This is a genomic window from Klebsiella sp. WP4-W18-ESBL-05, from assembly GCF_014169075.1.
Classification (GTDB): Bacteria; Pseudomonadota; Gammaproteobacteria; order Enterobacterales; family Enterobacteriaceae; genus Kluyvera; species Kluyvera ascorbata_B.
Window position 1 is genome coordinate 2,707,865 of the sequence record NZ_AP022057.1, and the last position, 12,775, is coordinate 2,720,639.

13 protein-coding genes are annotated in these 12,775 nt (G+C 57.7%); 3 read left to right on the top strand and 10 right to left on the bottom strand.

The window, feature by feature from the left end; all coding sequences use genetic code 11:
- Positions 1 to 8: 8 nt before the first annotated feature.
- From H7R58_RS13100 to H7R58_RS13130, 7 genes are all read right to left on the bottom strand, one after another.
- Entirely contained in the window at positions 9 to 491 is a 483-nt protein-coding gene (locus tag H7R58_RS13100) for an aromatic-ring-hydroxylating dioxygenase subunit beta (RefSeq protein WP_106930292.1), read from the bottom strand.
- Positions 492 to 1,802, bottom strand: coding sequence for an aromatic ring-hydroxylating oxygenase subunit alpha (locus tag H7R58_RS13105; protein WP_197974857.1), 1,311 nt, complete (start codon positions 1,800 to 1,802; stop codon positions 492 to 494).
- Positions 1,792 to 2,343, bottom strand: coding sequence for a nuclear transport factor 2 family protein (locus H7R58_RS13110; protein ID WP_106930296.1), 552 nt, complete (start codon positions 2,341 to 2,343; stop codon positions 1,792 to 1,794). Before H7R58_RS13110 ends, H7R58_RS13105 begins: the two co-directional genes overlap by 11 nt.
- A gap of 11 nt (positions 2,344 to 2,354) precedes the next feature.
- On the bottom strand, positions 2,355 to 2,714 hold the full coding sequence (locus tag H7R58_RS13115) for an IacB protein (RefSeq protein WP_106930298.1): 360 nt from the start codon (positions 2,712 to 2,714) through the stop codon (positions 2,355 to 2,357).
- Positions 2,715 to 2,735: 21 nt separating this feature from the next.
- Entirely contained in the window at positions 2,736 to 3,863 is a 1,128-nt protein-coding gene (locus tag H7R58_RS13120) for an acyl-CoA dehydrogenase family protein (RefSeq protein ID WP_106930300.1), read from the bottom strand.
- A gap of 99 nt (positions 3,864 to 3,962) precedes the next feature.
- Positions 3,963 to 5,087: an amidase gene (locus H7R58_RS13125; protein WP_182930617.1), complete on the bottom strand. Its 1,125-nt coding sequence runs from the start codon at positions 5,085 to 5,087 to the stop codon at positions 3,963 to 3,965.
- Between the two features lie 333 nt (positions 5,088 to 5,420).
- Positions 5,421 to 5,894: a MarR family winged helix-turn-helix transcriptional regulator gene (locus H7R58_RS13130; RefSeq protein WP_106930304.1), complete on the bottom strand. Its 474-nt coding sequence runs from the start codon at positions 5,892 to 5,894 to the stop codon at positions 5,421 to 5,423.
- Positions 5,895 to 6,150: 256 nt separating this feature from the next.
- Between H7R58_RS13130 and hpaX the strand changes: the two genes are divergently transcribed.
- Complete coding sequence (gene hpaX, locus H7R58_RS13135; RefSeq protein WP_106930306.1) at positions 6,151 to 7,536, top strand: 4-hydroxyphenylacetate permease; 1,386 nt, start codon at positions 6,151 to 6,153, stop codon at positions 7,534 to 7,536.
- A 94-nt stretch (positions 7,537 to 7,630) separates the two neighbouring features.
- On the opposite strand, the gene H7R58_RS13140 is transcribed toward hpaX, so the two are convergent.
- Positions 7,631 to 9,739 (bottom strand): TonB-dependent siderophore receptor, encoded by a 2,109-nt coding sequence (locus H7R58_RS13140; RefSeq protein WP_182930441.1) that lies wholly within the window; start codon positions 9,737 to 9,739, stop codon positions 7,631 to 7,633.
- Positions 9,740 to 9,888: 149 nt separating this feature from the next.
- A complete protein-coding gene (locus H7R58_RS13145; protein ID WP_106927628.1) occupies positions 9,889 to 10,143 on the bottom strand; it encodes a GlsB/YeaQ/YmgE family stress response membrane protein in 255 nt (84 codons plus the stop codon).
- Positions 10,144 to 10,412: 269 nt separating this feature from the next.
- On the opposite strand from H7R58_RS13145, the gene ycgR reads away from it, so the two are divergent.
- On the top strand, positions 10,413 to 11,144 hold the full coding sequence (gene ycgR, locus H7R58_RS13150) for a flagellar brake protein YcgR (protein ID WP_106927630.1): 732 nt from the start codon (positions 10,413 to 10,415) through the stop codon (positions 11,142 to 11,144).
- Here the strand turns inward: ycgR and emtA are convergent, their stop codons facing one another.
- The gene (emtA, locus tag H7R58_RS13155; protein ID WP_106927632.1) at positions 11,145 to 11,756 is read right to left on the bottom strand and encodes a membrane-bound lytic murein transglycosylase EmtA; all 612 of its coding nucleotides are present in this window, start codon (positions 11,754 to 11,756) and stop codon (positions 11,145 to 11,147) included.
- 93 nt (positions 11,757 to 11,849) lie between these two features.
- On the opposite strand from emtA, the gene ldcA reads away from it, so the two are divergent.
- The gene (ldcA, locus tag H7R58_RS13160; protein ID WP_182930440.1) at positions 11,850 to 12,764 is read left to right on the top strand and encodes a muramoyltetrapeptide carboxypeptidase; all 915 of its coding nucleotides are present in this window, start codon (positions 11,850 to 11,852) and stop codon (positions 12,762 to 12,764) included.
- Positions 12,765 to 12,775: the final 11 nt, after the last annotated feature.

Below are 12,775 nucleotides of genomic sequence, written 5' to 3' on the forward strand. Positions count from 1 at the left end.
ACGGTTCCTCACAGGATGTAGCCGATGCTGTGCAGCACATCGTCGCTGTTGACCAGGCGAATCACCTTCTGCTGAATGCGCCATCCCTGCGCCTGCGGCACCAGATGCCAGGTGATATCGGCCGCATAGTGGCGGCTGTGCCCTTTACGGTGCTCCCACAGCGACTGCGCGCCGCGTACCACCACCTGATGTTCTCCCGCCTCCAGCAGACGGAAACGCGATAGCGTGCGCAGCGTGCGCGCACGTGGGGTCGTTGAAATCGACTCGCCGCTGTACAAGCGCTTCACTCGCCGGGCGCGCATATCATGGTCATCGCAGGCGTAATTGAGCGTGTTTTTAAAATCAGTCTCCTGCGGATCGATCGGCACCACGTAAAGGCCTTCCGGTAGCCAGAGATCCAGCCAGCCGTCGAATTCCCCCTGATCGAGAAGATCGCCTTCCAGATTGATCAGTGCGATGGCGTTAAACAGTACGGACTCCTCGGTTGTCATCTACGCGTTCTCCGTCATTAATTTTTTCCACTGCTGATAGGCCGCACGCATGCCGGTTTCGGCGCTGACGTCGCTACGCAGGCCGTCGTCAGTGCGGTACTCACCGGCCAGGCCACGGTTCAGCATGATCCACAGATCGTCACCGGCGGTGGCCCCGCGCTGCACGCGCTCCCAGGCCTCAGAGTCATCCGGTGTGCCGAAGCCCATCGGCCCCTGGAAGTGCTCGTGCAGGCGCAGCCGCGCCTGGTTGGCCATTTCCGGTCCACCGTCCATGGTGATCACCGCGTGGTGAATTTCGGTTTCGTTCACCGATACCGGCTGCAGGACGCGGAAAAAGGCCATTGAACAGGCAATGTTAGGGAAAATATTGAGGTTGAAACCGGAGCCACCGACCGCGCGTACGATGCGCCTGACCTGCGTCTCGTCATATTCAGCTCGCAGCGCATCGGCTAACTCAACAAAGCGCTCCGGAATCGGCGCATCCAGATTGGCCTCCAGATCCACCAGCTCCGGGATCATCACCATCACGCTGTGGCCGTTACCGAGATCCTCGACGTAGCCGCTGCCATCAACAAAGTTGAGCATCTCTTCGGTCTGCTTATCGACCGAGCTTAAAAATGAGCGATGAACCACCGGGAAGTGATAGCCGTCGGTGGTATTTTCCAGCTGAATTTTCCAGTTACCGGGAAAGCGGAAACGGTGCGCGGGGCCGGTTTTGATCGGGAAGCCCGCGCCCTGCTTCATAAACAGGTCCATCCACTTTTTCGCCGCGCCGAGGAAATCGTCCAGCGGTTCGATATGCTCGTTAAAAGTGGCGAAAATCATGCCGGCATACTGTTCGGTGCGCAGCGAAACCAGCCCTAGCTCGCCTTTTTCTAGCTGGTCGGCATAGCTTTCCGGATGCGGTACGCCGCGCAGGCTGCCATCGAGCGCGTAGCCCCAACCGTGGTAGGGGCAAACGAAGCTGTTCGTTTTACCGCTGCGATGCTCGCAGACGGTGGCCGCACGATGGCGGCAGCGGTTAAGCAACGTGTGCACGTTGCCTTTGCGGTCGCGAACCACGATCACCGGCTGCGTGCCGATCTCAGTGGTCTTAAAGCTGCCCGTCTCCGGGATTTCGCTGGCATGCGCGACCCAGACCCAGGTTTTGCTGAAAATGCGGTCCAGCTCCAGGCCAAACAGCGTTTCCGAGTTATACAGCGAGGTATGCACGCGGTCATGCTGGACCAGCGCGGCAATCTGTTCACGGCTCGGCGCGGCGGGTGCGGCGGCATCGATATTTTTTACCTTAATGAGGTGGTCACACTGCATGTCCATTCTCCTGCACGTCTGCGACGGTCTGATGTTGATCCGGCACGGGGAGTAAATCTTCGGCGTGCCAGTGCGTTACGGGGCGGCTAAACAGGTTGCGGGTGGTAAAATGACGCATCACCATCTCCCCCGCCTCGCGCCGAAAGGTGACGTTCAGCTCGGCGGCGTTAAGGTGCGCCCCGCCGGCGTTAAAGGCTGAGGTCTGCAGCATCAGCCAGCGGCCGTGCAAATCGCCGCTGGCCGTGATGCTGAGCGCCTCGGAGCACAGGAAATGTGCATTCATGGCGAAATGTGCTGGCTGACGGACATAGCCCGCCATCATGCCGACGATGGCTTCGCGCCCCTGATGACGCCCCAGGCGGGCGGCGTAAGGTTCGCCAACGCCTTCCCAGCAGGCGTCAACGCTGAACAGTGCGCCAATAGCGTGAACGGTGTCGGCATCATCCAGCCGATCGCAAAGATGCATATACTGGCTAATGCACACCCGCGCGGCCTGCTGATCTTCGAGCTGCTGTAGGCGCAGCGCATCCTGAGAAGTCATCACGCGCTCCGTTAACCCTGAATGATCAGTTCGCGCCCGACGCGGGCTTCAATTTTGCAGTACTTCCACAGCTTGCTGCCGCTGTCGCCCACCGGCGTCGTGCGGAACAAATTGCAGACCGCAGCGACGTTCTCCAGCGCCTGCGCATCGGCCAGCACATAGGTTGTCCACGGGGCGGTCGTTGACGGGCCAACCATCAGTTGGTCGTCATCCATATTGCCGATAACCGAAATTCCCGGCGTCTCTTCCATCCCTTTCATCATCACGCCGAAGGCGGCCCATACCTGCTTGGCTTCTGCCGCGCTGGCGTCAAAGAAGTTCTGGTTTACGCCGATACAAAACAGCACGCGTAATTTGTTGGATTGGCTCATTTGTTGCTCCTTAATTAACAATCACAGGTAACCCGGCAGCGGTTTACCGCCGAAAAAGACCGTGCCCGCATTGAGATACGAGAGGTCGCCCATAAAGGCATGTTGGGTAATCACCATCGTGTCGCGGACGTAGCGCTGTAGCGGGCTGGTCATGGCGACCCCGCCCATTCCGTTGAGTGCCAGCGCCTGGCGCGCCACGTCAGCCGCAACGCGCGTCACGTGGGTGGAAGAAAGCCGTAGCGCGTTGACCTGTTCGCAGCTGGGATCGTCCCCGGCGAGCAGGCGTTGCCAGACATCATCAATGGCGTCATAAAACCAGGCGCGAGCAGCGCGCAGATCGGCTTCACAGCGGGCAATCTGCATCTGCGCCTGCGGGCGGTCGGCCAGACGCGGCGCACCGGTCACCGACTGCTGGCGATGGGCGATGGCATAAATTTCATTAAGCGCGGCGCGGGCCACGCCGAGCGACACAACGGAGAGCACCTGCGTCGCCAGCGACAGCACCGGGTAGCGGTACAGCGGCCCTTCCAGATTCAGCGTGCCGCCGCGAATAAAGGTCCACGCGTCCGGAACAAACGCGTCGTCAACCAGCAGGTCGTGACTGCCGGTTCCGGCGAGGCCGACGGTATCCCACACCGGGTCTATCTGGACGCTGGCGCGCGGCAGCACCGCCATGCGCGGCAGAGGCTGTTCGCCGTCCGGCAGAATCCCCACTCCCAGCACCGACGCCCCCATACTGCCGCTGGCAAAACTCCAGCGTCCGCTGACCCGGTAACCGCCGTCGGCCTGACGCGCTTTCTGCGTCGGAAAAATGCCGCCCGCGAAGACCACGTCCGGGCCATCGCGATAGAGTTCCTGCAACGTTTCCACCGGCAGTGCGCCAAGGTAGAACGGGCTCATACCGAAACTGGCTACCCAGCCCGCCGAGCCGTCGGCGGTGGCTATCTGTTCAATCAATTCACAAAACTGCGCGGGCGTGCATTCGTCGCCGCCGTAGATTTTCGGCACCAGCGCCCGGTAAACGCCCACCTGTTTGAAGCGGGCAATGATGTCGTCAGAAATATGACGTTGATGCTCAAAATCGGCGCTGCGGGAAGCAACTTCGCTCAGCAGCGGGGCCAGCGTTTCATGGACGTGGACGGCAGACATAGCGTTCTCCGGATAGTAGTCGCGGCCGTTCGCAGGACGAACGCAGCCGCAATGAGTCGAACTCACTGAGTCATCAGGGATAGCAAAACAGGGTAGTGATTAGTGACGTCGTCGGGCCATCAGCCACTCGGCGGCCTGTACCAGCAGCCCCTCGTCGCCTTTACGAGCGACCAGCTGTAGGGCGATTGGACGGTCGCGCAACGCGCCCATAGGCAGCGTCAACGCCGGGTGACCGCTGAGATTAAACGGACGAACTAAGCGGGTAAGATTCACCACGCTCAGCGGATCGTGGGCTTCGGCAAGCGTGGGCGGCAGTTCTGGCAGCGTCGCCAGCGCCAGCAGCGGCGTTTCGGCCAACCGCGCATCCACTTCCGCGCGAAAGCGCTGGCGGACAGTTTCCGCATCCTGCAACGCCTGTGCGCTGACCGATTCCCCCGCGCGGATCCGGCTGGCAACATCGGCAGAAACCTGACCGCTTGCCAGCAGCGGGCCGAGCGCGCGCCAGTTCTCGTAGTTAATCAGGGTCAGCCCGGCGCGATGAGCATCGTCGAGCAGCGTCAGTTCGGCGCTGCGCGGGTGGACCGCCAGCCGGCAAAGACCGGCAAGCAGTTCGCCGTCAATGTCCGGCTGCGCGGCGGCGATAAAGGCGATGTCGGGTAACGCGGTCAGCGGCGCGCCAACGGTGACGTTAAGACGATTCAGCGCCTGGCGCAGCACGTCCGCTTCACGGGCAAAAAGGCCCACGCAGTCCAGCGAGCTCTCGGCGGGCATCACCCCCTGACGGCTCAACACGCCGTAACCGGGCTTCAGCCCGAGCACCCCGCAGCAGGCGGCGGGCATCCGTACCGATCCGCCGGTGTCGGTACCAAGGGCAAAATCCACCTCACCGGCGGCGACAACCGCCGCCGAGCCGCTGGACGAACCGCCGGGAATCAGCGCGGGGAAATGGGGATTCAGCGGCGTACCGCCCCAGGGGTTAATGCCGGTCACGCCGAACGCCAGCTCGTGTAGCGCGGTTTTTCCATCTAACACGCAGCCGCTGCGCAACAGCATGTCCACCACTCTGGCGTGCTGCCGGGCGACAGGCGCGTGGGCCAACGCCGGGCAACCGGCCTGGGTGCGGTGCCCCGCAACGTCCAGCGTATCTTTCACGGCAAAGCGCAGATCGCCTTTACCGAGGGTAAAACGTTCGACAAAACCCTTGCTCTCACAAACTGGCTGCATCATTGACACCTTGACCAGAAAAAATGAATCATATTCAGGCACGCCGTCATTGCGGCTTTTTTATCCTGATAAGCGTGTTTTCACTATGGAACATTTAGATGAATATTCAAGTAATATTTCACGTTATTTTTACTATGAAATAACAATGCATTAACCTTTTGATAATAAGGGTTACTTATGCAGTTTGATGAAATATAAAGCAATATTGGGCATTAGGGCGGGCGCTGCCGTCACGAAGCGATCGCGACGGCAGTGTGTAAATATTGTTTATTTACAGTTGGTTATAGATATTTTCTACGCAAGTCACAGTTTTGCGATCGCGAGGAGGAAGGGTCAGAGTTCGTTAAGATTATCCAGCACTTTCGCCAGTGACTGGTTCATTTTCTCCACCTGTCCAGGGCTCATGCCCTTAAAACCTTTATCGAATATTTTACCCACCAGCGGCATAGCTTCCGCCACTTTCTGCTGACCGGCTTCGGTTAGCATCACCATCGTTACCCGCGCATCGCTGGGGCTGCTGGCGGTAACCACCAGGCCGTCATCGCGCAGGCGGCCGACAATTTTGGTCACCGTGGGCATTTTAGCCAGCGCGTATTCGGCGATTTGCGAGATGCTCGCCTGGCCGTACTGGTGCGTGATCATCAGCACACGAAAGCGCGAGACGTCCAGCGCAACCTTCTTCAGGGCCAGTTCCACGGTTTGGGTGTAACGGGCGTACACGTTAACAATCCAGTAGAACGGAAACTCTTCACGATGAAACGCGGCGCCCGTCGCGCCCTCGCCCGCTGTTTTTTTTAGATTACTCATGCGTTTCCTTACCCCAACATGTCGCAGATTTTTCGATTATACCCTGTGTCTTTCCGCCCGTCCCAGCGCGGTTGCGCCGTGGGCCTCCCCTTGATGAATATTGACGCGACAGAGATCGCATTATGATTCACAAATGCCACACGCATAACAATTACGTATCATTTATTACACGCAAAATTGACACTTCCGGCGCGCGTTCTCTATACGTTAGCCAGCCTGTACGACCCATAATCATAATCACAATGTGGAGCTTTTCATGAACGATAGCCCTTCTCTGGAACCGACACCGTCTTCTGCGTCATCGCCGTTCAACGCGCGGCAGCAGGCGGTTATCAATAAGTTGTTCCGCCGCCTGATCGTGTTTTTGTTCGTGCTGTTTGTCTTTTCCTATCTCGACCGTATTAACATCGGTTTTGCCGGGCTGACCATGGGCAAAGACCTGGGGTTAACCAGCACAATGTTCGGGCTGGCCACCACGCTGTTTTATGTGATGTACGTGGTATGCGGGATCCCGAGTAACGTCATGCTGACGATCGTCGGCGCGCGCCGCTGGATAGCCATCCTGATGATTATCTGGGGGATTGCCTCCACCGCCACGCTGTTCGCGACCGGGCCTAACAGCCTGTACGCGCTACGAATGCTGGTGGGGATCGCCGAAGCCGGGTTTTTGCCCGGCCTGCTGTATTACCTGACCTATTGGTTCCCTGCCCATTATCGTGCCCGCGCCAATGCGCTGTTTATGATTGCCATGCCGGTCACCATGGCACTCGGTTCGCTGGCGTCCGGGTACATTCTCAATATGGACGGCCTGCTCAATCTGAAAGGCTGGCAGTGGTTGTTCCTGCTGGAGGGCTTCCCGTCCGTTCTGCTTGGTCTGGTGGTCTGGTTCTGGCTTGACGACAGCCCGGCGAAGGCGAAATGGCTGACCGACGACGATAAGGCCTGCCTGCACGAGATGCTTGAAGCCGACCGGCTTAACGCGCTGCAAACCCAAAGCGCCATCCAGGCGGCCTCTGTCGGGCAAAAAAGTGTGCTGCGCGAGCTGCTAACGCCAACCATTATTCTCTACACGCTGGCCTACTTTTGCCTGACCAATACGCTCAGCGCCCTCAGCGTCTGGACGCCGCTGATTCTGCGCAGCTTTAACGCCGAGAGCAGCAACGTCACCATCGGCCTGCTGAGCGCCATTCCTCAGGTCTGCACCATTGTCGGCATGATCTGGTGGAGCAAACGTTCCGATCGCCGCAACGAACGGAAGCTGCATACGCTGCTGCCGTATCTGTTTGCTGCGGCCGGCTGGGTGCTTACCGCCACCAGCGTCCATCCGTACTGGCAGTTTACCGGGATCGTCATGGCCTCGATGGGAGCCTTTGCGGCAATGGTTATCTTCTGGACGACGCCGGACCGCGCGCTGTCGCTGCGCGCCAGGGCACTCGGCATCGCAGTGATTAACGGCACCGGCATGACCGGCGCTGCGCTGGGGCCGCTGCTGATGGGCATAATGAAAGACGTGACCGGCAGCTTTAATGCCGGAATCTACATGGTTGCCGCCTTCCTGGTACTGGGCGCCGTCATTGTCGCCTTTATCCCGATGAAGGCGGCCCCACGCCAGACGGCGGGCGTCGGCGTAACCGCAGCATAAAAAGTAGGCCGGATAAGGCGTTTACGCCGCCATCCAGCAAAAGCTCGCAGGCTGCCGGATGGCGCTGCGCTTATCCGGCCTACAACATTCACGATCAGAAGGCGTAGCTTGCGCCCACCTGCACCGTACGATCGCGGCCAATCCAGCAGTTAGTGCTGTCATAGCAGGTCAGCGTTTCTTTGTTGGTGAGGTTCTGCGCGCTGGCTTTCAGCATCAGGCCTGCCAGGCTGCTGTCCACCGCAGACATATCGTAAGACAGCGACATATCGTACTGCGTTGTTCCGCCCAATTTACCGGCCTTGTTATCCGGAGAGATTTCCATCGGCCCGGTATAACGCGCCCCTGCGCCGATCGTCAGCCCACGAACCAGGCTCTGGTCGAAGGTATAGTCCCCCCACAGGTTGAAGGCATTTTCCGGCACCTGCGTCGGACGTTTGCCTGGGTAGGTCTCATCCTCGGTGTTGATGGCGTGGGTGTAAGCGTAGTTGGCGATCAGGTTAATATTGTCGGATGGCCGACTGATAACCGACAGCTCGGCCCCTTTGGATTCAATTTCTCCGGTCTGGCGGTACACCCAGCTCGGGTCTGCGCTCAGTACATTTTTCTGCCGGATGTTAAACACCGACGCGGTAAAGGTTGTGGCATAGTCTGCCAGCAGGTATTTCACGCCGCCCTCCACCTGCTTGCTGGTGGTCGGTTTCACCTGTTCAGCCGTCAGACCGTTGGCCGGTGATACCGGTTTGAAGCCCTCTGAGTAGTTGATAAAGGGCGACAGCCCGTTGTCAAACGCATACAGCATCCCCAGACGCTTGGTGACCCGATCCTGGGAGATCCACGCTTTCCCATCGTTATTCAGATAGTCGGTAGTCGCAGACTGGTAGTCGTCATAGCGCAGGCTGGCGAGAATATTCAGACCGCCCCAGGCCATCTGATCCTGCAGGTAGTAGCCCTTTTGGTTGTACGAAAGGCGATTTTTCTGCACGGTATAAAGCCCCAGCGCCGATTCATTCACCTGACCAAAATCCGGGGTACGCATATCGATACCCGGAGTGGTCGATGCATAGCGATAGTGATAATGCGAATTCAGCTTCTGATAATCAAATCCGGCCAGCAGGTGGTGCTGCCAGTCGCCAAGCGTCAGCGTCCGCGTCACCTGGTTATCGATATTGAAGCTGTGCAGATCTTCGTCCGTGGTATAGGCAAAGCGGTTCAGCTCATAAACCGGATTCCCGGTATTCCCGGTGGAATAGACGCTCTGCTGATGACTGTCGATATCAAAGTAACGCGCCTTCTGCGCGATTCCCCAGCCGCTATCAAACTGGTGTGCAAAGCTGTAGCCCACCATCCACTGGCGCTGTTTGAAGCCGTTCCAATCGTCACCGGCAAAATCGCGTTTATTGGCGTAGCTGGAGCGTAAATAGGACAGCGGCATCGGGTTAGATGGCGTCAGGCTCGGCGTATTTTGCACCAGCGCATCCAGCGTCAGGCGGGTTTTATCGCTCGGTTGCCAGGTCACGCTGGGGGCCAGCAGATAATCTTCATAGCGAGTGGTGTGCGCCTGGTCGTCACCCTCGGTCGCTTTCCCCAGCAGGCGATAGCTCCAGTCGCTGTCAGCAAGACGGCCGGTCGAGTCCAGATAACCCTCTTTAAGGTTGCGAGTACCGGTATTGAAACCCACTTCCGTGCGCGGCGTGGTCTGCGGCTTTTTCCCCTGTATGTTCACCAGCCCGCCTGGCGAACCGCTGCCGTAAAGCACAGAGGATGGCCCTTTAAGGATGTCGACGCTGTCAACCAGCAGCGGGTCAATCCGTGCTTTGGTATTCCCCGTGACGTTATAGGGCAACTGGAGTCCGTTATAGAATTCGTTATCGACGTTGAAGCCGCGAATCTTGTATTCGCTCATATAGGTCGTGCTGCCGCGTGACTCGGTCGCGACGCCGGGAGCATAACGCAAAATCTCATTCAGCGAAGTGGCGTGGCGCAGGCTTATTTCATGCTGGCTGAGGGTGTTGATCACCTGCGGCGTTTTACTTTCCGCAACCGCCGATTTGGTGGCGCTGTTGGTCCAGCCAGGCAGGTCGCTCCCCTCGCCGGAAGCGGTGACCACCATCGTGGTTTCATTTTTATCAGCATAGGCCTGCGGCGCAAGGGCGAGCGCGATCATTCCAGAAAGCGCGCAGAGACGAAAAACGGCGTGATTCATTATCGTTATGTCCAAACAAAACAAAGAACGATAATTATTATCATCCGCATTTGATATTCAACACTAAAATATGAAGGGATTTAGAAATGTGATTTGGATTGGATTTTTACGCCAGCAAGAAACGGCCCCTTGCGGGGCCGTCGGGGACATTATTCGCGGCGAATCAGGCGGAATACCGCCAGCACAACGATGGCGCCAACCACGGCAACCAGGAAGCTGTGCAGGTTAAAGCCAGTCACGCTACCACCAATACCGAATGTGGTAGCCAACCAGCCGCCCACAACCGCACCAACGATCCCAAGGATACAGGTGAGGATAAAGCCACCCCCATCACGCCCCGGCATAATCAGTTTGGCAATAACACCGGCAATCAGACCAAAAATAATCCAGGTAATAATACCCATTTTCCCACCTCTCCTGTTTCCATTAACAGCCATAAAAGCGCCGACATTCTGCGCCGCTAATGTTTCAAGTATAGGTAATTGTTCTTAAAAAACCTGGCCGGGCGATGATATTTTATGCGTATGGATACGAAAATTGACGTAGGCACTGTCTTCGGCCCGCGGTACCGCGCAAATCTGTTGAGATGTTAAATATTTTCATTTAGAGGCTGAAGTTCTGTTTACCGCCGCCGATACCCCTTTAAGAGCCTGCCCTTCAGGAGCCATTTCAGGTGAGTGAGCATAACGCACAGTTTCTTAAACAAAATCCATTAGCCGTATTAAATATTCTGCGCGATCTTCAGCAAGCTAATGCCGCGCTGCGCGTGAGCTGGTCTTCGCGCCAGTTTATCAGCCGTATTCTTGATGCCAGCCAGAACCGGCTGGTGATTGATTTTGGCAGCAGTGAAGAAGACAACGATGCCGCCAGAACGGCAAGAAATCTCAGCATGGTGGCCGAAACCAACGGTGCGAAAATAGAATTCACCGTCGCGCAAATGCAGGTGGAAAACTATCAGGGGCTGCCGGCCTTCAGCATGCCGACACCGCCCGCGCTGTGGTTTATTCAGCGGCGCGAGTTTTTCCGCATCCCTGCGCCGCTGTATCCCGCCTACTACGGCGTCGCAAAGCTGCCGGACAAAAGTCCGCTGCGTTTTCGTTTGTTCGATTTATCGCTTGGTGGCATGGGCGCGCTGCTGGATGCACCGCCGCCGGAAAGCCTGATGCCCGGTATGACGCTGAAAGAAGTCGAGCTGGATATGGGACCCTGGGGACGTTTTCGCTGCGATGCGCAGCTGCTGGCGATCAGTGAACGCAAGCTGGTGGACAGTAAAAATGAAACCATCGTGACGCCGCGTCTGAGCTTCCGTTTTCTGCATATGAACCCGGTGCTCGAACGCTCGCTCCAGCGGATTATTTTCTCACTGGAGCGAGAGGCCCGCGAACGGGCCAACAACGTCCGTTAACTACATGGCGTCCATCGCTTTCTGTACCTTCCAGATATAACGCGGTGCCTGCGGTGCCGGGTGGTTTTTCACGACGTGGTCAAAGAATTCATCCTTGTCCAGTTCGTTAATTTCGGCAATCGCCTTTTTCCTGTCCGATGAGAAGGTGCGCAGCAGCGCACCTGCGCCGTTGGCGTAAGACACCACCAGCGCATATTGCATCACTTCCGGGTCGTTAATTCCCGCCAGCGAACCGTGTTCCAGTATGCTCAAGTAGGCCGCGCCCATGGAAATATTGCGCTCCGGATTTTTCAGCTCGCTGGTCGACGGTTGGCCGCTCCAGCCCATATGACGATAAACATCCAGCCCGGAGGTGGACGCTTTAAGCTGCATCAGCCCTACCGCATTGGATTTACTGACCAACGTTGGGTTGCCGCCGGATTCCACGGCGATAATCGCGGTGATCAGACGCGGGCTGACGCCCCATGCCGCACCGGCTTTCTCGCTAATTGGCATCCACTGCATCGCTCGCTTCACCGGCACCTCAGGGTTCCAGGGTGGATTACGGTAATCCGATTTAGAGCTACATCCGGCGAGTAATACAATTAAAAAAGCAAACCATCTCAATTTCACGCATCTATCCTTTTAGCTGAACTTTGCTGCCGTTAATGACAACCATGGGCTCAGGCGGCATGATACTCGTTTCATACTCTGCAAGGAAATGCCATGTCTCAGTTTCATCTTATCGCCCCTTCCGGCTACTGTATTAACCAATCCGCCGCGCAGCGCGGGGTATCGCGATTAGAAGACGCTGGACATCAGGTGGTTCATCAGCAGGTCATCGCGCGGCGCGATCGTCGCTTCGCCGGTGATGAAAATGCGCGGCTGGCCGATATCAACAGCCTCGTTACGCTGGCGGGTAAAAACCGCATTGTGATGCCGGTACGCGGCGGCTACGGCGCCAGCCGTCTGCTGGACAACATCGACTGGCAGGGCTTAGCCAACCGCCAGAAACACGATCCGCTGCTGATCTGCGGGCACAGCGATTTTACGGCCATCCAGATGGGGCTGCTGGCCCACGGCAATGTGATCACCTTCAGCGGGCCGATGCTGGCAGGCAATTTCGGCGCAGAATCGCCAGAACCCTTCACCGAGACGCACTTCTGGCAGGCGTTAACCCGCCCGGAGTATTGCATCGAGTGGGCGGGCGATGGCCCGAACTGCGATACTCAGGGCACCCTGTGGGGCGGCAATCTGGCAATGATGACCTCACTTATCGGCACCCCGTGGCTGCCGGACATCCGTGACGGTATTCTGGTGCTGGAAGATATTAACGAACATCCGTTCCGCGTCGAGCGCATGCTGTTACAGCTACTCTATGCCGGGATCCTGCCGCGCCAGCGAGCGCTGGTGTTGGGCAGTTTTAGCGGCGCGACGCCGAATGATTACGATGCCGGCTACGATCTTAACGCGATGTACGACTATCTGCGTTCCAGGCTGTCGATCCCGGTCATTACCGGCCTCGATTTTGGCCACGAACCGCGCACGGTGACGCTGGCGCTGGGTGCCCATGCGCAGTTGACGCATTCACTCGGGCGTTCCACGCTCACCGTCAGCGGACACCCGGTATTAACTGAATAAAAAACAATAAT